The sequence below is a fragment of the Pseudonocardia sp. OZ21 genome (genome assembly GCF_059359135.1).
This window is the reverse complement of the sequence record NZ_JCADBN010000005.1, coordinates 304408-325351: the sequence shown is the minus strand read 5'-3', so window position 1 is coordinate 325351 and position 20944 is coordinate 304408. Positions and strand designations below refer to the sequence as shown.

Genomic DNA, 20944 nt, shown 5'->3' with positions numbered 1-20944 from the left:
CGGATCACGACGTCGGGACGCCCGGCAGGAGCTGGACGACGAGCGAGCGCGCGGTCGCCGTCAGCGTCTCGATGTCCAGGCCGGTGCGCCCCATGAACACGAGCCCCTGCTGCGCGGCGAGCAGGGTGCGCGCCGTCTCGACCGGGTCGGCACCGGCAGGCACATCGCCCTCGGCCTGCGCCCGCGCAACGCACTCGGCGACCAGCGCGGTGGTGGCCTCGTAGGTGCGCCGGGCCTCCGCCAGGACGTCGGGGTCCGCGGCGGCGAGCTCGCAGGTGCTGTTCGCCATGAGGCAGCCGCGCCGGGCGGCCTCCCCGCCCGTGTCGTTCACCGGCGCCAGCACGAACGCCCGCAAGGCGTCCAGGGCCCTGGGCGCGGAGTCGAGCATCTCCCGCAGGTACCCGTGGCTGACGTCGGTGTAGTTGCGCAGCGCCCGGAGGAAGAGCCGGTGCTTGTCGCCGAAGGCGGCGTAGAGGCTGCCCTTGCCCAGCCCGCTGACGCGGAGCAGATCCTCCAGCGAGGTGGCCGCGTAGCCGGCGTCCCAGAACTGGTCACGGACCGCTTCCAGGACGCGCTCCTCGTCGAACTGTCGTGGTCTCGCCATGCGACCAGTGTACGCAATTCTTGACTGATCGGTCCACCACTCGTATTGTGGACTGAACAGTCAAGAACTCGATCACGAGGAGTTCCGCAAATGAGTCAGCTCGACGAGAAAACTGCTCTGGTCACCGGCGGAAGCACGGGTATCGGGCTCGCCGTCGCGAAGCGCTTCGTGGAGGAGGGAGCCCACGTCTACCTGACAGGGCGCCGGCAGCCGGAACTGGATTCCGCCAGTGCGCTCCTCGGCGACGGCGTCACGGTCCTGCGCAGCGATGTCTCCGACCTCGACGACCTGGCTCGCGTGTTCGGTGTCATCGAGGACGGCGGCAGAGGTCTGGACGTCGTCTTCGCGAATGCCGGCGGCGGCGACATCGCCACCCTCACCGACCTCACGCCGGAGAACTTCGACAGGACCTTCGGTAGCAACGTCCGGGGCACCGTCTTCACGGTCCAGAAGGCGCTCCCCCTCCTGAACGAGGGCGCGTCCATCGTGATCACCGGGTCCAGCTCGGCCAGCCGCGGTACGGCCGGCTTCGGTGTCTACTCCGCATCCAAGGCGGCGGTCCGCCAGTTCACGCGGGTCTGGGCCGCCGAGTTGGGCCCCCGGGGTTTCCGCGTCAACACCGTCACTCCGGGGCCGACCGACACACCCGGACTGCGCGGCCTCGCCCCCGACCCGAGTGCGGCGCCCGGCCTCCTGGACGCCATGGCCAAGCAGCTTCCGCTGGGACGGGTCGCTCGGCCTGCGGAGATCGCCAGTGCCGTGCTCTTCCTCGCGTCCGACCAGTCGAGCTTCATGACGGGAAGTGAGCTCTTCGTGGACGGCGGCGAGGTGCAGTCCTACCTCTGAGGCCGCACCGGCGTTCTACACCAGGCGGCGTTCGTGGCCCTCCCAGTAGGGCTCGCGGAGGGTCTTCTTCAGGACCTTGCCGGTGAGGTTGCGCGGCAGTTCCTCCGCCACGTCCACGGACTTCGGGCACTTGAACCCCGCGAGCCGGTCACGGCAGTAGGCGAGCAGCGCCTCGGTGTCGACCTCGACGCCGGGCGCCGGGACGACCACGGCCTTGGGCACCTCGCCCCACCGGTCGTCGGGCACCCCGATCACGGCGACGTCGGCGACCGTGGGGTGCTCGGCCAGCACCCGCTCGATCTCGGCGGGGTAGATGTTCTCCCCACCACTGATGATCATGTCCTTGATCCGGTCGGTGACGTAGACGTACCCGTCGTCGTCGAGGTACCCGCCGTCCCCTGACCGCAGCCAGCCGTCCGGTGTGATGGCGGCGGCCGTGGCGTCCGGCTTGCCCCAGTAGCCCCGCATCAACTGCTGGGTGCGCACCCAGACCTCACCGACCTCGCCGCGGGGTACCGGGCCGCCGGTCGCCGGGTCGCGGATCTCGATCTCGACGCCGTGGATCGGCGTGCCGGCGGACACGAGACGATGCGTGACGTCGGGATTCTCGTGGTCCTCCGGGCCGAGCGCGCTGACGACGCCGCACGCCTCGGTCATGCCGTACACCTGGTTCATCACGCCGGGGAACAGCTTCAGGCAGGCCCGCATCACCGGCAGCGGCATCGGGGAGGCACCGTAGGCCACGGCCTTGAGCGCCGAGAAGTCGCGGTCGGCGGCCCCGGGCACCTGGGCCATCACCGCCATCAGTGCCGGCACGAGGAACGTGTGGGTGATCCGCTCGGACTCGAGCACCTCGAGCACCGCGGCCGGATCCGGCAGCCGCAGCATCACGATCTGCGCACCGGCGGAGATCGTGATCAGCGCATAGCTGGTGCCACCGACGTGGTACAGCGGCATCGCGACCTGTACCCGGGCGTCCGGGTCGATCCGGAAGTCGACCGCGGTGTTCTCCGCGTGGGCGAGCATCCCGCGGTGCGTGAGCATCGCGCCCTTCGGGAAACCGGTGGTGCCCGACGTGTAGAGCTGCACGAAGCAGTCGTCCGGGTCGGCGGGGTAGACCTCCGGATCGGGCCGGTGTGCCGCCAGCCAGGCCTCGTACTCGTCGTCGGCGCCCCCCACCTGGATCACGCGCTCGACCGTGGGTAGCTGGTCGCGCACCTGTTTCACGGCCGGGGCGAACTCCGGGCCGACGAACAGGATGCGCGCCGCCGCGTCGTTGACGACGTAGACGATCTCGGGTGGCGCGAGGCGGAAGTTCACCACCGCGTTCGCCGTGCCGATCTGGGCGCAGGCCAGCGTGAGCTCGAGGCAGGACGGGTGGTTGAAGTCGAGTACTGCGACCCGGTCACCGGGACGCAGCCCCTCCGCGCGCTGCGCCGCCGCGTTCTGCCGCACCCGGCGGGCCAGCTCGGACCACGTCCGGACGGTGTCGCCGAAGCGGAGCGCCACCGAGTCCGGCCGCTCGTTCTCCCACCGGGCGAGCGTCGAGGTGAAATCGGTGAGCTGGCTGGTCATGCGGCCTCCCGGTGACGGTGGGCGGGCGGACACTCACGGTGACGATGCGCATGGTAACGACGAGCGGCGATCACGAGAAGCCGGTGGTTCCGGCGTGGGGACCCGCTCGGTGGACGATCACCACGGCTGGCTACGGTGACGACCCTCGCCCCCGTGTCGCCACCAGCAGGCGCCGACCGCTCGGAGTCCCGACATGAGCTCTCCCCGGCAGGTTCCCCAGATGCGTGCGGCAGCGCGTCGGGTCAAGGCGGGGGGTGAGAGGTTCCTCGGTGGCGTGCTGCCGGGAGCCTCGGCGCGCAGGCTCCGCGAGGCGGCCTACGCCGACGACTGGGCCGCCGCCAACATGGAGGCACGGCGCGCCACGGGCCCGCTGTGGGTCGTGCTCGGCGACTCGGCCAGCCAGGGGATCGGCGCCACGACCCGCGAGGTGGGTTACGTCGGGGTCGTGCACGAGGCGCTGCGCCGCCGCGACGCCTGGCGCGTGGTGAACCTGTCGCGGGCAGGCGCCGACGTGGCGGACGTCCTCGGCCGCCAGCTCCCCGAGCTGGCCTCGCTCACCGCCGAGGAGCCGGCAGCGCTCGTCAGCTGCATCATCGGCGCCGAGGACGTCGCCCGGCACACCCCGGGGCTGGACACCTCGCTGCGCCAGGTGATCGCCGCGCTGCCCACCGGCTCCGTCATCGGCACCATCCCGCGCACCGGACGCGGCGGGCCGACCGCGGCGCTCGACGCCGTGATCCGCGAGGAGGCGGCGCGCCACCAACTGCGCATCGCGGAACTGCCCTCCCGCCAGCTGGGACGCGTCCGCGACCACGCGATCCTCGGCGACGTCGGGCACGGCGCGTGGGCCAAGGCCGTGCTGGCGGCGATCGACGGGCCGCCCGCCGAGATCGCCACGACCACCGACCCCGCCCTTCCCGTGGTGCCCGCCCTGCCCGATCCGAGCTAGTGCCGAGGAAACGAGGTTCCATGCCTGTATCCGGTGTCCAGGTGGATGCATCGCAAGGCGGAGGAGGCGCCGATACCGTTGTTGTATCGGCGCCGACGACAACGCCGCGAGGCGCCGCCTGGGCGCCGGAGGCGGGCAGGACGACCTCGTTTCCTCGGCACTAGTCCTCTCCGATCGGATGAACGATCGGAGCGGGCGTGTCACCGTCCAGGGACTGAGCAAGCGGTTCGGTTCCGTCGTCGCCGTGGACGGGGTGACGTTCTCCGTGGAGCCCGGGGTCGTCACCGGTTTCCTGGGGCCCAACGGGTCGGGCAAGACCACGACCCTGCGGATGATCGTCGGGCTCGTCACGCCCACCACCGGTGACGCGCGCGTCAACGGGGTGCCGTTCGCCGAGCTGTCCGATCCGGGGCGGGTCGTCGGCGCGGTGCTCGAGGCCCAGGGGTTCCACCCGGCCCGTACCGCGCGCAGGCACCTGCTGGCCTGCGCGGCCGCGATCGGTGTGCCCGACGCCGCGGTCGACCACGTGCTCGCCACCGTCGGGCTCACGGCCGATGCCGACCGGGGCGTGGGCGGCTACTCACTGGGGATGCGGCAGCGGCTGGCCCTCGCCGTGGCCCTCCTCGGAGACCCGCAGGTGCTGATCCTCGACGAGCCGGGCAACGGGCTCGACCCCGAGGGCATCGCGTGGCTGCGGGCCTTCCTGCGTGCCTTCGCCGCGCAGGGGCGCAGCGTGCTCGTCTCCAGCCACCTGCTCGGCGAGGTGGAGCAGACCGTCGACCACCTCGTGGTGATCAGCAGGGGCCGCTGCATGTTTCAGGGGCCGCTCGCCCAGCTGCGCGGGTCGCGCCGGGCGCGCGTACTGGTGCGGTGTGCCGCGCCGGCCCGGCTGGCCGACGCGCTCGCCCGCACCGGCATCCTGGAGATCGACACGCTGCCCGACGGCCGCCTCGGGGTGGCCGGCACCGACCCCGTCCACGTCGGGGACGTGGCGCTCGCCGCAGGCGTGGCGATCTACGGCCTCGCCGAGGAGAAGATCGATCTGGAGCAGCTGTTCTTCCAGCTCACCGCCGAACCGTGGCGGGCGGGCTGATGGGACGGCTGCTGCGCGCCGAGCTGCGCAAGGTGTCCTCCACGAAGCTGTGGTGGGGACTCCTCGTGCCCGCGGTGGTGCTCTCGATCATCATCAACGTGTTCGGTGGCCTGTTCACCGCGGCGATCCCGGACGACGGGGGCAGGTTGCCGCTGCTGCTGGGGTCGCTGGCCTACACGCTCGGCCTGACCGCGGTGTTCGCCGCCTGCTACGGCGTGGTCGCCACGGCGGGGGAGTTCCGCCACCGGACCATCACCTCCACCTACCTGCTGGGACCGAGGCGGTGGGGGGTGCAGCTGGCCGCGATGGCCGTCAGCGCCGTCGTCGGGGCCGGCTACGGCGCGGTGGTGGCGCTGGTGGGGGTGCTGGCCGGACTCGCCGGTCAGGCGGGCAGCGCATTCCCCTCGGTGGGTGCACTGGTCGCCGTCACCGCGATCGGCATGGTGGTGTCCGCGCTCTGGGCGGCGCTGGGTGCCGCGCTGGGCGTCGTGGTCGGCAACCAGGTGGGTGGGCTCGTCGGCGTACTGGTGTACCTGCTCCTCGGGGAGCTGCTGATCTCCGCGCTGCTCAACAGTGCCGACTCCGTCACGCTCCAACGGCTCACGTCCTACCTCCCCGGCAACGCGGGCGACATCGCGATCTACGACATCCCGGCCAGCGTGCTCGCGGGTCCCCAGATCGGCAGCAGGCTGGTCGAGACGCTGGCCGGCGTCACCGCTCCACCGCCGTGGTGGGGCGCGCTGCTCGTGCTCGCGGTGTGGACGGCGGCGGTGGGTGCGACGGGCTGGGTGGTGGGTTCTCGCCGCGACATGACGTGACGCCCGCGCGGCCCCGGGACTCGACGCCGGCATGTCGCCACTGTGACGTCCGCCATGTGATGTGTCGCTTGTGAGGTGATGTTCGTCGGCGCCGCCTGTCGGGGCCGCGGCTTACGGTGTGTTCGTGCCCGACGCTGCTCCCCCTGGCTGGATTCGCCGACTCGTCCGTGCCTGTTTCCGACACCCCGGCGTCGCCGTCGGCGCACTCGTGGCGTCGGTGTTCGGGGTGGGACTCGACGCCGTGGGCCCGCTGCTCACGCGGGTGGTAGTCGACGACGCGGTGCAGGGGTCCACGGCCGTGCTCGCCGCTGTGGTGGTGGCCTTCCTCGTGCTGGCCGTGGTCCGTTTCGTCTCGGCCTTCTTCCGGCGCTACCTCGCAGGCAGGCTCGCCCTGGACGTGCAGCACGACCTGCGCCGGCAGGTCTTCGCCGCCGTGCAGCGGCTCGACGGCGAACGCCAGGACGCGCTGCGCACCGGCCAGGTCGTCTCGCGGGCGATCACCGACCTGCAGCTCGTGCAGTCGATGCTGTCGCTGGTGCCGATCTCGCTCGGCGGGGTGGTGCTGGTGGTGGTGTCGATCGGCGCGATGCTGTGGCTCTCACCGCTGCTCACGCTGGTGGCGCTGGTGCTCCTGCCCGCGGCCACGTGGATCACCCTGCGCACGAGGACCACCCTGTTCCCGGCCACCTGGTCGGCCCAGCAGCGGGCGGCCGACATCGCGCAGCAGGTGGAGGAGACGGTCACGGGCGTCCGGGTCGTCAAGGGGTTCGGGCAGGAACGCCGCGAGGTCGCGTCCCTGGAGGGGGGCGCGCTGCGGCTGTTCGCCGAGCGCATGCGGGCCGCGCGGCTCACCGCCCGGCTCAACCCCACGCTGCTCGCGCTGCCCACGCTCGGGCAGGTCGGCGTGATCGGGCTCGGGGGCTGGCTCGCGCTGAACGGCTCCATCAGTCTCGGCACCTTCCTCGCCTTCACCACCTACGTCGCGCAGCTCGTCGGCCCCGCGCGGCTGCTCGCCTCGCTCGTGGTGAGCGCCCAGCTCGCGCGGGCGGGGGTCGAGCGGGTGTACGACCTGGTCGAGTCCCGGCCCGACGTCGTCGACCCCGAGGAGCCCGTCGCGCTGCCTCCCGGCCCGCTGTCGGTGGAGTTCGACCACGTCCGGTTCGGCTACGGCGACCGCGAGCCGGTGCTGGCCGACGTGTCGTTGCGCGTCGAGCCCGGTGAGACCCTCGCGCTGGTGGGGCCGCCCGGCTCCGGCAAGTCCACGGTGGCGCTGCTGCTGCCGCGCTTCTACGACCCGCAGAGCGGCGAGGTGCGCCTGGGTGGCGTGCCACTGCCCCGGATGCGGATGGCCGACCTGCGCAGCGAGCTCGGCGTGGTGTTCGAAGAGGCCTTCCTGTTCTCCGACACCATCCGCGCCAACATCGCCTACGGGCGTCCCGACGCGAGCGACGACGAGGTGCGGGCGGCGGCCCGGGCCGCGCAGGTGGAGTCGTTCGTCGAGGTGCTGCCCGACGGCTACGAGACGATGGTCGGCGAGCGTGGGCTCACGCTGTCTGGCGGCCAGCGCCAGCGCATCGCGCTCGCCAGGGCCGTGCTCACCGACCCCCGGGTGCTCGTGCTCGACGACGCCACCTCCGCGGTCGACACCGCCACCGAGGCCGCCATCCACGAGACGTTGCGCGCCCTCACCGCCACCCGCACCACGGTGCTGGTGGCGCACCGCCGTTCCACGCTCGCCCTCGCCGACCGCATCGTCGTGCTCGACGCAGGCCAGGTCGTGGACGTGGGCACCGAGGCCGAGCTCACCGACCGCTGCGCCCTGTTCCGGGAGCTCCTCGCGGTGGCCGACCCGGAGTCGGCATCCCCTGCGGCCATTCCTGCGGCCGACCCGGCGAAGCTGCCCGTCGCGTCGCCGTCCGCCGGCGCGTGGCTCGCGCAGGCCACCCCGGAGCTCTGGCCGGAGCCCGCGGCTCCGGCGCCCGGCGTGCGGGGCGGCGGCTCCGCGCGTGGTGGAGCGGCCGGCGGCGGGGGTATCGGCGGCGGCAGCGCATCGGCGGTGGCAGGCGCCGTGCCGCCCACACCGGAGCTGATGGCCGCCGTGGAGGCGCTCCCGCCCGCCACCGAGCGGCCACGCCTCGGCAGCACCGACCCCACGGCGCCCGACCCCGAGTTCCGGCTGGCCCGGCTGCTGCGGCCGGTGCGCGCGCTGCTCGTCGTCGGCGTCACGCTCGTGGCGCTCGACGCGCTCGCCACCCTGGCGTTCCCGAGCGTCGCGCGCCTCGCCGTCGACGGGGGGATCTCCGCACACGCGCCTGCCGTCCTGCTCACCGCCGCGCTGGTGGGGCTCGCCGTGGTGGTGCTCGACTGGGCAGTGGTGGCCGGGCAGACCGTGGTGGCCGCCCGCGCCGGGGAGAGCCTGCTCTACCTGCTGCGGGTGCGCAGCTACGCCCACCTGCAACGGCTCGGGCTGGACTACTACGAACGCGAGCTCTCCGGCCGGATCATGACCAGGATGACCACCGACGTCGACGCCCTGTCGACGTTCCTGCAGACCGGTCTGACGCAGGCGGTGGTCAGCCTGCTCACCATCGTCGGGGTGGCTGTGGCGCTGCTCGTCACCGACATTGAGCTCGCGCTGGTGGCGCTCGCCGCGCTGCCGGTGCTGGTGGTCGCCACCGTCGTGTTCCGCAGGGTGTCCTCGATGGCCTACGCGGAGGCCCGCGAGAAGGTCAGCATCGTCAACGCCGACCTGCAGGAGAACGTCACGGGCGTGCGTATCGCCCAGGCCTACGTCCGCGAGGAGCGCAGCGCCACCACGTTCGGCGAGCGCAGCGCGGCCTACCGGCACTCCCGGCTGCGGGCGCAGACCTACATCGCCACGTACTTCCCGTTCGTGGCCCTGCTGTCCGACGTCTCGCAGGCGGTGGTGCTGGGCGTCGGGGCGGCGCGCGTGGCGTCGGGGGAGCTCACACCGGGTGTGCTCACGGCGTTCCTGCTCTACCTCGGGCTGTTCTTCGCGCCCGTCCAGCAGCTCTCGCAGGTCTTCGACGGCTACCAGCAGGCCCGGATCGGTCTCTCCCGCATCTCCGACCTCCTGCGCACGCCCACCTCGGTGCCGCCGGAACCCATCGGCGACCCTGTGACGGTGCCGCCCCGGCTGCGTGGGGAGGTCGAGCTGCGCGACGTCGGGTTCGCCTACGCCGGTTCCGACGGCCCGGCGCTGGAGCACGTGTCGGTGCGTGTGGCGCCGGGTGAGACGGTCGCGTTCGTCGGAGCCACCGGTGCGGGCAAGTCCACCGTGGTCAAGCTGCTCGCCCGGTTCTACGAGGCGGGCAGCGGGGCCGTGCTCGTCGACGGCGTGGACATCCGGCGGTATCCGCTGGACGACTACCGGCACCGGCTCGGCATCGTGCCGCAGGAGCCACATCTGTTCACCGGCGACGTCGCCGCCAACATCGCCTACGCCCGGCCGGACGCCACTCCCGCCGAGATCGAGGGCGCCGCACGGGCCGTCGGCGCGCTCGACCTGGTGCGCAGCCTGCCCGGAGGGTTCCGGCACCTGGTGGGCGAGCGGGGGCAGGGCTTGTCGGCGGGGCAGCGGCAGCTGGTGGCGCTGGCCCGCGCCGAGCTGGCCGATCCCGACCTGCTGCTGTTCGACGAGGCCACCGCGGCGCTCGACCCGTCCACCGAGGCCGCGGTCCTCGCCGCGAGCGACCGGGTCGCGGCCCGGCGCACCACCTTCGTCGTCGCCCACCGGCTGGCCACGGCGGCCCGGGCCGACCGCATCGTCGTGCTCGACGGTGGGCACGTCGTCGAGACGGGCACCCACGACGAGCTGCTGGCCGCGGGTGGCTTCTACGCGAGGCTGTGGCAGGCGGGGGAGCTCGAACCCGCAGCGTAGCGACAGGTGTGGAGCACTAAAGGGCTGAATCCTGCCCGATATCGGGCACAGAAGTTGGAGTATGGGCGCCCGCAGGGCACTATCAGCTCTCGTGCCCGCCGGACCGTACGACGATCTCATCGCGCACCTGGTTCGCAGCACCCCGCTCAACGCGGGTGAGGCGACGCGCGTGGTGGCTGAGGTGGTCGGTTACTTCGCCGAGGAGCTGCCGGAGTTCGTCCGGCGGCGGCACGCGGAGCTGAAGAACCGCGGGCTCACGAACGATCAGATCTTCGCCGTGGTGGGTGCGGAGCTGGCGGCGCGTCGTGTGGCGCCGCCGCCGCAGTCGACCCGCCAGCTGCGGCGGATGGTCTACGGCTAGTGGACGAGAACCGAGAGGACACTGTATGTGCGGCATCGTCGGTTACGTCGGTCCCCAGGACGCCGCCCCGATCCTGCTCGAGGGTCTGGGCCGCCTGGAGTACCGCGGCTATGACAGCGCCGGGGTGGCGCTGAGCTCCAAGGGTGCGCTCAAGGTGCGCAAGGTGAGCGGTCGCGTGGCGGACCTCGCCGCGGAGCTTCCGGCCCGGTTCAAGGGTTCACCCGGCATCGGCCACACCCGCTGGGCCACCCACGGCGAGCCGAACGAGGTCAACGCCCACCCCCAGCTCGACGCCGCGGGCCGTATCGCGGTGGTGCACAACGGCATCATCGAGAACGCCGACGAGCTGCGCGCCAAGCTCACCGCCGACGGCGTGGAGTTCGTCTCGCAGACCGACACGGAGGTCGTGGCCCATCTCGTCGCGGCGGCGTTCGCCGCCGGGGCAGGCGACCTCGAGCAGGCCGTGCGGCAGGCCCTGCGCCAGGTGGTCGGCGCCTACGGGCTCGCGGTGCTGGACGCGGAGTACCCGGACCGGATCGTCATCGCTCGCAACGGCAGCCCGGTGCTGCTGGGCGTCGGGGAGAAGGAGATGTTCGTGGCGTCCGACGTCGCCGCGCTCATCGGGTACACCCGCCAGGTCGTCTACCTCGACGACGGCGAGCTCGCGACGATCACGGCAGGCGGCTACCGCACCTACACCCTCGACGACCGGTCCACGGCGAAGAGTCCGTCCACGATCGACTGGGACGTCGTCGGGGCCGAGATCGGCGACCACGCGCACTACCTGATCAAGGAGATCCAGGAGCAGCCGCGCACGATCGAGCGCGCGCTGAAGGGGCGCATCGACGAGCGGTTCGAGACCGCCCACCTCGGCGGCCTCAACCTGAGCGTGCGCGAGGCGCGCGAGGTGAAGCGCGTCAAGATCCTCGGCTGCGGCTCGGCCTGCTACGCGGGTGAGCTGGGCGCGCAGCTCATCGAGGACCTCGCCAGGGTGCCGGCGAGCGCCGAGGCGGCGTCGGAGTTCCGCTACCGCAACCCGGTGGTCGAGCCGGACACGCTGTACGTCGCCGTGAGCCAGTCCGGCGAGACGATCGACACCCTCGCGGCGGTGCAGGAGCTGCAACGCAAGGGCGGGCGCGTGATCGGCATCGTCAACGTCGTCGGCTCGACGATCGCGCGCCAGGTGGACGGCGGCATCTACCTGCACGCCGGCCCGGAGATGTCGGTGGCCGCCACGAAGTCCTTCACCTCGACCGTCGCGGCGTTCGCGCTGCTGGCGCTGCACCTCGGCCGCATGCGCGACCTGTCGCCCGAGCAGGGGCGGCGCATCATCGCCGGCCTCAACGCGCTGCCCGGCCAGCTCACCGAGATCATCGAGCGGTCCGAGATGATCGCCGGGGTGGCGGCGGAGATCGCGCAGAGCCGCAGCGTGATGTTCGTGGGCAGGCGCCGCGGGTGGCCGGTGGCGCGGGAGGGCGCGCAGAAGCTCAAGGAGATCTCCTACGTGCACGCCGAGGCCTACCCGTCGGCCGAGCTCAAGCACGGCCCGCTGGCCCTGATCAGCCCGGAGATGCCGACCGTGGCGATCGTCCCCGACGACGACCTGCTGGACAAGAACACCTCGACGCTGTCGGAGATCAAGGCCCGCAAGGGCCCGGTGATCGCGGTCGCGCACCGCGAGCTGCCCGCCGAGCTGGCCGACCGCACCCTGGTGATCCCGAAGAACGAGCCGGAGCTCGACCCGATCCTGATGTCGGTCCCGCTGCAGATCCTCGCCTACCACGCCGCTGTCGCGCTGGGGCGGGACGTGGACAAGCCCCGCAACCTCGCGAAGAGCGTCACCGTGGAGTAGTCCCGGCGAGCCAGGGACAGAGGGCGATCGGCTCGATGCACATCGGGACGTGCGGGTGGCCGACGTAGCTCTCCACCGGCCCGTCCGTGCGCCAACCCAGGCGGTGGAAGAACCGTTCGTTGGCCTGCTGCACGTGCGCGCGCATCAGCCGGCCGCCGCGCGCACCGGCGGCGGCCACGGCGAACCGCACGAGTGGGGCGCCGACGTTGGCCGTGCGGAACCCGGGCAGCACCGCGAGCCGGTCGCCCAGCCATTCGCCGGGCCCGACCGGGTAGAGCCGCACGGTCCCGGCCGGGCGTCCGGCGTGCAGCGCGAGCACGTGCACGACGTCGGTGCGGGCGTCGTGCGCGTCCTCGTCGGTGCCGGCGAAGAGGTGCTGCTCCGCCACGAACACGGCGTGGCGGATGAGGTGGTGCGCGGCGAGCCCGGCCGCGTCACGGACCGGGCGGCAGTGCACCGGGTCGACGCCCACCAGCACGTTCACCGGCGGCACCGGGCGTATCCGCTGCGCCCGGGACAGTGCAGGCGCGGTCATTCCGGCCGCCTGCCGATCTGCAGCAGCGGCGCGCCGCCAGGAGCACCGGTCGGCCCGCACGGTGCGGGCGACCCGGCGTTCTGCACGAGGTTCAGCGAGGAGCACGCCTGGCAGCGTGCGCAGCCCGCCACGGCGGTGTCGGCGCCCAGCCCGCGCTCCGCGAGGAACCCGGCGACCTTCCGGTAGATCGGCTCGGTGTACTCGCGGGACGGCGCCGGCACGTCCTGCATCAGCGAGCCGGCCACCGGCCGCAGCGGCACGACGAACGGGTAGACGCCGATGTCGACGGCCCGCCGGCACATCTCCACGGTCAGGTCGGGGTCCTCGCCCATGCCGAGGATGACGTAGGTGGAGACCCGGCCCTCGCCGAAGAGCCCGACGGCGTGCTCCCACGTGCGGAAGTAGGTCTCGATACCGGTGCGGTACTTGCCGGGGGCGACGCGCGCCAGCACCGCGGGGTCGAACGACTCCACGTGGATGCCGAGCGCGTCGACCCCCATGTCGTGCACCTGGTCGATGGTCGACAGGTCGCGGGGCGGCTCGAACTGCACCTCGACCGGCAGCCCGGCGGCCTCCTTCACCGCCTGGCCGCACCGCGCCACGTAGAGCGCGCCGCGGTCGGGTGCCACCGACGAGCCGGTGGTGAGCGTCGCGTCCACCGCGCCGTCGAGTTCCTTGGCGGCGACGGCCACCTCGGCCAGCATCTCGGGGGTCTTCTTCGCGATGGTGCGCCCGGCCGCGAGGGAGAGCCCGATGCCGCAGAAGCCGCACTGATCGGAGTTGCCCCAGTAGTTGCAGGCCTGGACGACGGTGGAGGCCAGCGAGTCCAGGTGTAGCAGCGCGATCTGGTGGTAGGGGACGCCGTCGGCGGTGGTGAGGTCGTAGAACCGCGGCCGGGCCGTGCCCGCCACCGACGCGACCTTCACACCGTCGCGGTAGATGGCCTGGCCGTCGTCCTCGGCGCGCAGGGAGTACGGCGACGTCGGGCTCGGGGGCACCGTCACCGGGACGCCCTCGATCCAGAGCATGCCCGAGTCGGACGGGCCGGCGCCGCCCTGGCGGGACGTCTCCAGCGTGGTCTCCAGCCGCAGGCCCACGCTCTGCAGCTCCATGATCAGCCCGGCCACCCCGAGTGTGGTGCCCTCGTCCACCGCCGTCATGCCCGTCCCCCTGGGATCGTTCACTAGAGTAACTGCTCGTGTCCCATAGGAAACCCCTCGGTCCGGCTGTGTCAAGCGACCGGTCCGTCGCTGCATCCGACGTCACGCGGGTCGCGCTGGTCAGCCACTCGACGACGCCCCGCGGCGGGCACGTCCACACTCTCGGGCTCGCCGAGGCGCTGCACCGCGGCGGGCAGCCCGTGCACCTCGTGGCGCTCGGTGACCCCGTCGCCGGGCTCTACCGGCCGACGGAGGTGCCGCACACGGTGCTGCGCGGACCGTCGCGCGAGGGCACCACGCTGGAGCAACGCGTGCTCAGCGCGATCGACCTGCTCGCAGCGGGCCTCGCGGAGCGCATCGGCGAGTTCGACGTGCTGCACGCCCAGGACTGCATCGCCGCCCGCGCGGCGCTGCGGGCCCGTGCGGCCACGGGAGCCGACGTGCGCGTGCTGCGCACCGCTCACCACGTCGACGACTTCACCACGCCCGTGCTGATCGACTGCCAGCGCCGGGCGATCACCGAGCCGGACCGGGTGCTGGTGGTGAGCGAGCAGTGGCGCGCGATTCTGCGAGACGACTTCGGTGTGACGGCCACCGTGGTGCCGAACGGGGTCGACACGGGCCGTTTCCCGCCGGTGCCGGACGCGGAGCGGGCAGCGCTGCGCCGGCGGGTCGGTGCCCGCGGTCCGCTGGTGCTCGCCGTCGGGGGGATCGAGCCGCGGAAGGGGAGCCTCGTCGCGTTCCGGGCACTCGCCGAGCTGGCCGCCGAGGCCGACGCCGCGGGTACACCGCGCCCGGTGCTCGCCGTCGTCGGCGGTCACTCGTTCCAGGACTTCGCGCCCTACCGGGAGGCCGCACTCGCCGCGCTGCCCGGCCTCGGGCTCCGGGCGGGCCGGGACGTCGTGGAGCTCGGCACCGTCAGCGACGCCGAGCTGGGCGCCTGGTACGCGGCCGCCGACGTGCTCGCCTACCCGTCGCTCAAGGAGGGCTTCGGGCTGGTGACCATCGAGGCCATGAGCCAGGGCCTGCCCGTCGTGGCCAGCGACGTGCCGGTGTTCACCGAGTACCTGACCCACGGCGAGAGCGCGCTGCTCCCCGCCGCGGGCGATCCCGTGGAACTGGCCGCGGCCCTGCGCTCCGTGCTCACGGACGTCGCGCTGCGGGACCGCCTGCGGGCGGCCGGGCCCGCGGTGGCGGCGCGGTACACGTGGGCCGCCGCCGCGGCCCGGCACGCCGAGATCTACGCCGAGCCGGTCCCGGCACCGGCGGGCTGAGCTCGCCGACGTTCGACGTCCACGCGTTCCGCGTTCGGCGCCGCACTAGCGTGGCTCGCATGCCGTCTCTGCTCCCCAGCACCGCCAGGACGCTGCTCGCCCGCACCGCTCGCGCCCAGCGTGACGGTCGCGTTCCCGCGCTGGTCGCCGGCGTCGTCCGCGACGGCGCGCTGGTGTGGTCGACCGGGCGCGGTGAGATCACCGAGCCGCACCAGGACGTCCAGTACCGGCTGGGTTCGATCAGCAAGACCGTCACCGCGATCACCGTGCTGCGGCTGCGCGACGAAGGCCGGCTCGACCTCGACGACGTGCTCGACGCGCACCTGCCCGGCACACCGCTGGGCGACCGGACCGTCGGCCAACTGCTCTCGCACCTCGCCGGCGCCGGGTCGGAGAGCCCGGGGCAGTGGTGGGAGCGGGCCCCGGGCACCACGCTGGAGGGCCTCGGGCTCTCGGCCGCCGACGTGGTGCTGCCCGCCGCGCGCCGCTTCCACTACTCCAACCTCGGGTTCGGGCTGCTCGGTGAGCTGGTCGCCAGGGCCCGAGGCCGATCATGGGCCGAGGTGGCCCGCGACGAGGTGCTCGCCCCGCTCGGTATGACGCGCACGACCACCCGCCCGTCGGGTCGCGCCGCCCAGGGCTACGCGGTGCATCCCTGGGCCGACGCCGTGCAGGTCGAGCCCGAGCACGACGCGGGGGTGATGGCCCCGGCTGGCCAGCTGTGGGCCACCGCCACCGACCTGGCCCGGCTCGCAGCGTTCCTGCTCGGCGACACCGGCGGCGTGCTCTCGCCCGCCACGCTCGAGGAGATGACGATCCCCGCGGGCATCGACTCGTCGGCAGCGACGTGGTCGTCCTACGGGCTGGGTGTGCAGGTCCAGCGCGTCGGTACCGACCCGGCCCGGCCGGGCCCGGTGCTGGTCGGCCACGGCGGGTCGATGCCCGGGTTCCTCGCCGGCCTCTGGGTCGACCGCGAGGAGGGCACGGGCGCGCTCGTGCTGGCCAACACCACCTCGGGGCTGGACAACGGCCTGACGGGGGCGTTGCTCGCCGACCTGCGGGCTGCCGAACCCCGGATCGTCGACCCGTGGACGCCGGAGAGCTCGCCGGTGCCGCTGGGGCTGCTCGGCCCCTGGTACTGGGGCCCGTCGCCGTACGTGCTGCGGGCGATCCCGGGAGGGCTCCTGCACCTGGGCGGCCTCGGCAGGCCGGGACGCACCAGCCGGTTCCGGCCGGGCCCCGACGGCACCTGGGTGGGTCTCGACGGCTACTTCGCCGGGGAGACGCTGCGGCTCGACCCGGTGGCGCTCAACCTCGCGACGTTCGTCTTCACCCGCACGCCCTACGACCCCGCGGCGCCGGTGCCGGGTGGGGTCGACGAGGCCGGATGGGGCTAGCCGGCCACCGTCTCGGGTGCGTCGGGCGCCGGGATGATCGCCGGGAGATGCGCCCGGGTGGACGAGGCGATCACCACCGTCCCCGCCAGTGCGATGAGGACCAGGGCTCCCAGCATCACGGGGTAGCTCGCCAGCCCCGAGAGAGCTGCGAGCACGGTGGGCAGCAGGAAGCCGACATAGGCCAGCGCGTAGTAGACGCCGGTGATCCCGGCGAGCTCGGCGGCCGGCGTGATGCGCTGGATCTCCAGCAGCCCGGAGACCACCGCGATCCCGTACGCGCAGCCCAGTACCACCGCGGCGGCGAGGGCCAGCCACGGAGAGCGCAGGTACGCGCCGACCACGCTGATCGCGAGCCCGCACGACATGATGATCATGGAGACGACGACCGCGCGTGCGTCGGTGACCCGGTCCAGGCGCTTGGCGAGCGGCTGGACCGCGGCGCCCGCGCCGAGCGTGCAGACCGTGAGCAACGTGGAGTACGCCAGGTCCCAGTGACCGAGGCGGCCGCCGACCACCTGCGGCATGGTGGCGTAGGCCACCCCGGCCGCTCCGAAGACCCACGGGGCCATCGGCAGGATGACGCGCAGGAAACGGGGGTGGCGCGCGGTCGGCACGCTGAACCGGGACGCCCCGGGGAGGTCGACGACCCCGCCGGCGGCCCGCGGACGGGTCTCGGGGCAGTGCAGCAGCAGCGGGAGCACCGCGGCCGTCAGGACCACGTGCACCACGTAGGGCGTCACCATGGGCCACGGTCCCCACTGGGCGAGCACGCCGGCCACTCCCGCGCCGAGCCCGAAGCCCAGCGTCAGCGCGAGGGCCGGGCGTCGTGCCCCGGCGCCGGGCTTGGCCGCGGTGTCGAAGGGGGGCTCGGAGAGCTCCTTCGTCCAGGTGGTGCCGACGGCCATGGCGATCGCCACCGCCACCCCGGTCACGAACCGGCCGAGGAAGATCGGCACCGGACCGGCCTCGCCCAGCGCGAGCAGCCCACTCGCGAGCACCGACAAGATCACGGCGGCGATGGTGAGCGGCCGCCGCCCGTACCGGTTGGACAGCGCGCCGACCACCAGCAGCGCGGGGGCCAGCCCGACCACGTACGCGCCGAGGAACTCGTCCACCGTGAGGACCGAGTAGCCGGCCGACTCCCGGTACATCACGAGCAGCGGGGTGAACTGGTTGCCGCCCCATCCGCAGCAGAACATCGCCGCCGCGACGGCGAGCCACGAGCGCCTCATCGCCGCGACCCCCGTTCCGGACGGTGGGTGCCGTCGAGGTGCGACCGCAGCAGCTCCGCGAAGCCGTCGGCGTCCCCCTCGGCCACCGTGTCGGCGAGCGCGCCGTGCTCGCGCAGCACGACCTCCACGTGTCCCCGGTTCGGGCCGAGGACGTGGATGCTCATCCGGCGCTGCCGGTCGGCCAGCGTGGCGTAGAAGCGAGTGGTCAGCGCGTTGCCACCGGCAGCCACGATGGCGCGGTGGAAGGCCTCGTCGGCGTCGGCGAAGGCCACGAGATCATCCGAGGCGGCGTGCTCCTGCTGCCGCCTGACGATCGCGCGCAGGCCGGCGGCGGCCTCGTTCAGGGACGCGCCGGTGTTGATCCCGCGCACCAGCCGGCGCACCGCGGCGGTCTCGATGGCCTCCCGCGCGTCGAGCACGTCGTCGGCCTCACCCGGCGGGACGGGCGCGACGACCGCCCCGCGCTTGGGGATCAGGTGCAGCAACTCCTCGGCCTGCAGCCGCAGGAACGCCTCCCGTACGGGGGTGCGACTCATCCCGAGCCGCTCGGCGATGTCCCCCTCGCTGAGCAGGTGGCCGGCGGGCAACTCGCCGGTGAGCACGAGCTCCTTCGTGGCGAGATAGGCGCGAACGGCGGCGGGCACCGTGGCGGAGTCGGACGATTTCGCGGGCATGGCTTCGAGGCTAAGTGTGAGATGCAACCTTGTATCTATGACCTACGGCTCACCCCCCGAGCCCCCCGAATCCAACCCCGCAGGAGACCTCGGTGAACTGATCACGGCGCCGCGAGTTCGCCGGCCGGCCCGGTGATCGCTGCCAGATCCACCTGTTTGCCCTGGTGGGGGCGGAAGGGTGGGTCTCGGACCGATCATGGTGCTGCAAGCTCGCTGGCCGGCTGGGTGGTCGCCGCGAGATCCACGGATTCGCCCTCGTGGGGGCGGAAACCCTGGTCTCGGAATGATCAGGGGCGCGGTCAGGTGTCGGCGAGGAGGCGGGCGCGGTGGGACTCGATCTCGGGGCGGCGGGGGTCGCCGGGCGCCAGGCGACCCACGAGCCGGTCGTGCACCTCGAGATCTCCGCGGCCCAGCAGGTGTCCCGCGAAGTCGGCGAGCAGGTCGGTGTCGTCGGCGTCGAGCACGGCCCGGCGGAGGCTCGCCTCCAGCTCGTCGCGCAGCGCCCGGATCTCCGGGGCCTCGGACCGGGGGAGCAGGGGGCCGGGGCAGGCGCGGAGAGCGTCGGCGGGGCGTCCTGCGCGCAGCGCCCGTCGGACCACCTCGAAGTCGGCGTCGACGGTGGCGTCGAGCCGGTAGGGGCGGGTGCGCAGGACGTCGGAACCGATGAGCGTGCGCAGCCGCAGGATTTCCCCGCGAACCGTGGTGGGGTTCCCGTCGTCGCCGTAGAGCAGCAGCGCGAGCCGCTCGGCGGTGAGGCCCTCGGGGTACAGGGCCAGCGCGGTGAGCAGCTCGGCGGGCCGCAACGTCAGGGGCATCGGCTGGCCGTTCAGGAGCAGGCCGGGTGTGCCGTGGCCCAGGAAGCGCAGCGAGAGCGCGTTGCGCCGGGGGGCCGCGCTGGCCCGGTGCGGCGCGCGCAACAGGTAGCCCTCGGCGAGTGGCTCGACCGCCACCTCCCGGCCGTCGTCGAGCCGGATCCGGTCGGCACCCAGCGGCAGCACCACGCGCTCCGGCCAGGTGCCGTACGGCTCGCCCGCAACGATCCGCCCGGTGGACGTGACCAGGGCGCCCGCCCCGCCACGCAGGCTCGAGAGGTGGGGCATGTTGAGCACGCGCAGCCGCTCGTCGGCGATGGCGAGGCGCACGCGGAGCTGGTTCTCGGCGAGCTGGGCGGTGGCCGACACGAGTTGCACCACCGCGGGGTGCATGGATTCCAGCGCTCCGCTGATGTCGATCGCACCGAGGATGTCGCCGGTGTCCGGGTCGTGGACGGGGGCCGCTGCGCAGGTCCAGGTGTGATAGGCGCGGACGAGGTGTTCCGCCGAGTGGATCTGCACCGGCGCGTCGACGGCGAGTGTGACTCCCATCGCATTGGTGCCGATCGCGTCCTCGGTCCACCGCGTGCCCGGCGAGAGTCCGACACCGTCGGCGGCGTGCAACAGCTTGAGCGCGCCCTCGCGCCAGAGGATGGTGCCTTCGGCGTCGGTCACCAGCATCACGTGCATCGCCTCGTCGGCGATGCTCACCAGAGTGCTGCGCAGCAGCGGCATGACGGCGTTCAGCGGGTGGGCCGCTCGCAGGTCAGGCAGGTCGGTGTCGCGCAACACCACGGGAGGGGTGCGCCGGTCGGGATCGACGTGCGCGGCCAGGCTGCGTCGCCATGACTCGGACACCAGCGAGCGGGCCGGGACATCGGGCACGTCCCCGGCAAATACGTCGTCGAACACCTTATGGAGCAGGCGGGCGTGCTCGGCGGCGTCGTGCGCTTCATGCGTCGTCATCAGCACTCCGAGCGTCATCGCCCCAGGACCGCTCCATCATCACGCAGTGATCCGCCAGCAGCAATAGCGGCCCGTTGCGCGTGCAACGTCCGGGCAACGTGAGCGGTCCTAACCTGGCCGCACCATCCGACTGACGAGGGCAGAGAGGTTCCCTGTGACGACGGACGCCGTGCTCGACATCCGCCCCGCCGTGCTGGAACCAGGCGCGGCCGTGAGGCCCCCCGTAGCGCGCCGAACGGCGCGCATCCTGGTCGTGGACGGCGAGGGGATCGTCCGTTTCGGCCTACGCCAGCTGTTCGCCCCCGACCCGCACCTCGCCCTGATCGGTGAGGCCGCCACTCCGCGCGATGCGCTCGTGGTGGCCGACCGCTGCCCGCCCGACCTCGTCATCCTGGACGTCGACCTCGGCCGGGGTGACGGCGCAGGCGTCGACCTCGCGCGGACGCTGCTGGAACGTCACCGCGGAGTGCGGATCCTCGTGCTGACCGGGTGCCGTGACCGCGAGATCATGCTGCGCGCCGTGCGTCTCGGCGTGCACGGTTACGTGCGCAAGGGCGCCGACGCCGCCGACATCGTCCGGGCCGTGCACACGTTGCTGCGGGGCGAGAGCGTGTTCGACTCGGGCAGCGGCACCGGCGGGGTCTCCCCCGACGTTGCGCGGGACGACGACCGGCCGCCGGTTCGCGGACTAGGCTCCGCGATGCTGACCGAGCGCGAGAACCAGGTGCTCCGCCTGTTGGCCGTGGGCATGTCGAACCGCGAGATCGGGCGCAGGCTGGTGATCAGCGAGGCCACGGTCAAGTTCCACGTCCGCAACCTGCGGGACAAGCTCGACGTCCGCCGCCGCACCGAGATCGTCTACACGGCGACGCGCCAGGGCATCGTCTAGCCGCTC

Annotated in this window: 17 protein-coding genes; 10 read left to right on the top strand and 7 right to left on the bottom strand. The window is 73.0% G+C overall.

The annotated features are described in order from the left end of the window. Positions 1–4: 4 nt before the first annotated feature. On the bottom strand, positions 5–604 hold the full coding sequence (locus AC5L35_RS14500) for a TetR/AcrR family transcriptional regulator (RefSeq protein ID WP_495060140.1): 600 nt from the start codon (positions 602–604) through the stop codon (positions 5–7). Between the two features lie 90 nt (positions 605–694). Here AC5L35_RS14500 and AC5L35_RS14495 point away from each other — a divergent pair, with 90 nt between their 5' ends. Then, positions 695–1450: an SDR family NAD(P)-dependent oxidoreductase gene (locus AC5L35_RS14495; protein ID WP_495060139.1), complete on the top strand. Its 756-nt coding sequence runs from the start codon at positions 695–697 to the stop codon at positions 1448–1450. A gap of 15 nt (positions 1451–1465) precedes the next feature. Here the strand turns inward: AC5L35_RS14495 and AC5L35_RS14490 are convergent, their stop codons facing one another. Further along, positions 1466–3025 (bottom strand): long-chain-fatty-acid--CoA ligase, encoded by a 1560-nt coding sequence (locus AC5L35_RS14490; RefSeq protein ID WP_495060138.1) that lies wholly within the window; start codon positions 3023–3025, stop codon positions 1466–1468. Positions 3026–3218: 193 nt separating this feature from the next. Between AC5L35_RS14490 and AC5L35_RS14485 the strand changes: the two genes are divergently transcribed. The 6 genes from AC5L35_RS14485 to glmS all read left to right on the top strand — a co-directional run bounded on the left by AC5L35_RS14485 (position 3219) and on the right by glmS (position 11999). Further along, entirely contained in the window at positions 3219–3974 is a 756-nt protein-coding gene (locus AC5L35_RS14485) for an SGNH/GDSL hydrolase family protein (protein ID WP_495060137.1), read from the top strand. A gap of 178 nt (positions 3975–4152) precedes the next feature. Then, positions 4153–5067, top strand: a complete 915-nt coding sequence (locus AC5L35_RS14480; RefSeq protein WP_495060136.1) for an ABC transporter ATP-binding protein — start codon at positions 4153–4155, stop codon at positions 5065–5067. Next, complete coding sequence (locus AC5L35_RS14475) at positions 5052–5885, top strand: hypothetical protein (protein ID WP_495060135.1); 834 nt, start codon at positions 5052–5054, stop codon at positions 5883–5885. The genes AC5L35_RS14480 and AC5L35_RS14475 overlap by 16 nt, the downstream gene beginning before the upstream one ends. Before the next feature lie 124 nt (positions 5886–6009). Continuing rightward, positions 6010–9786: an ABC transporter ATP-binding protein gene (locus AC5L35_RS14470; RefSeq protein WP_495060134.1), complete on the top strand. Its 3777-nt coding sequence runs from the start codon at positions 6010–6012 to the stop codon at positions 9784–9786. A gap of 91 nt (positions 9787–9877) precedes the next feature. Beyond that, positions 9878–10147 carry a hypothetical protein gene (locus AC5L35_RS14465; RefSeq protein ID WP_495060133.1) on the top strand — a complete coding sequence of 90 codons (270 nt, stop codon included), beginning with the start codon at positions 9878–9880 and terminating at the stop codon, positions 10145–10147. 25 nt (positions 10148–10172) lie between these two features. Beyond that, positions 10173–11999: a glutamine--fructose-6-phosphate transaminase (isomerizing) gene (gene glmS, locus AC5L35_RS14460; protein ID WP_495060132.1), complete on the top strand. Its 1827-nt coding sequence runs from the start codon at positions 10173–10175 to the stop codon at positions 11997–11999. On the opposite strand, the gene AC5L35_RS14455 is transcribed toward glmS, so the two are convergent. Together AC5L35_RS14455 and AC5L35_RS14450 are read right to left on the bottom strand one after the other, a co-directional pair. Beyond that, complete coding sequence (locus AC5L35_RS14455; RefSeq protein WP_495060131.1) at positions 11986–12534, bottom strand: MSMEG_0567/Sll0786 family nitrogen starvation N-acetyltransferase; 549 nt, start codon at positions 12532–12534, stop codon at positions 11986–11988. The two genes, glmS and AC5L35_RS14455, sit on opposite strands and share 14 nt — an antisense overlap. Next, a complete protein-coding gene (locus AC5L35_RS14450) occupies positions 12531–13694 on the bottom strand; it encodes an MSMEG_0568 family radical SAM protein (protein ID WP_495060130.1) in 1164 nt (387 codons plus the stop codon). The genes AC5L35_RS14455 and AC5L35_RS14450 overlap by 4 nt, the downstream gene beginning before the upstream one ends. A gap of 68 nt (positions 13695–13762) precedes the next feature. Here AC5L35_RS14450 and AC5L35_RS14445 point away from each other — a divergent pair, with 68 nt between their 5' ends. Continuing rightward, the gene (locus tag AC5L35_RS14445; RefSeq protein ID WP_495060129.1) at positions 13763–14968 is read left to right on the top strand and encodes an MSMEG_0565 family glycosyltransferase; all 1206 of its coding nucleotides are present in this window, start codon (positions 13763–13765) and stop codon (positions 14966–14968) included. Between the two features lie 59 nt (positions 14969–15027). After that, on the top strand, positions 15028–16365 hold the full coding sequence (locus tag AC5L35_RS14440; RefSeq protein ID WP_495060128.1) for a serine hydrolase domain-containing protein: 1338 nt from the start codon (positions 15028–15030) through the stop codon (positions 16363–16365). On the opposite strand, the gene AC5L35_RS14435 is transcribed toward AC5L35_RS14440, so the two are convergent. The 3 genes from AC5L35_RS14435 to AC5L35_RS14425 form a co-directional block, all read right to left on the bottom strand. Next, positions 16362–17597 carry an MFS transporter gene (locus AC5L35_RS14435; protein ID WP_495060127.1) on the bottom strand — a complete coding sequence of 412 codons (1236 nt, stop codon included), beginning with the start codon at positions 17595–17597 and terminating at the stop codon, positions 16362–16364. The two genes, AC5L35_RS14440 and AC5L35_RS14435, sit on opposite strands and share 4 nt — an antisense overlap. After that, positions 17594–18271: a GntR family transcriptional regulator gene (locus tag AC5L35_RS14430; RefSeq protein ID WP_495060126.1), complete on the bottom strand. Its 678-nt coding sequence runs from the start codon at positions 18269–18271 to the stop codon at positions 17594–17596. Before AC5L35_RS14430 ends, AC5L35_RS14435 begins: the two co-directional genes overlap by 4 nt. A 299-nt stretch (positions 18272–18570) precedes the next feature. Then, on the bottom strand, positions 18571–20049 hold the full coding sequence (locus tag AC5L35_RS14425; RefSeq protein WP_495060125.1) for a GAF domain-containing protein: 1479 nt from the start codon (positions 20047–20049) through the stop codon (positions 18571–18573). Between the two features lie 154 nt (positions 20050–20203). On the opposite strand from AC5L35_RS14425, the gene AC5L35_RS14420 reads away from it, so the two are divergent. Beyond that, positions 20204–20938 carry a LuxR C-terminal-related transcriptional regulator gene (locus AC5L35_RS14420; RefSeq protein WP_495060124.1) on the top strand — a complete coding sequence of 245 codons (735 nt, stop codon included), beginning with the start codon at positions 20204–20206 and terminating at the stop codon, positions 20936–20938. Positions 20939–20944 lie beyond the last annotated feature (6 nt).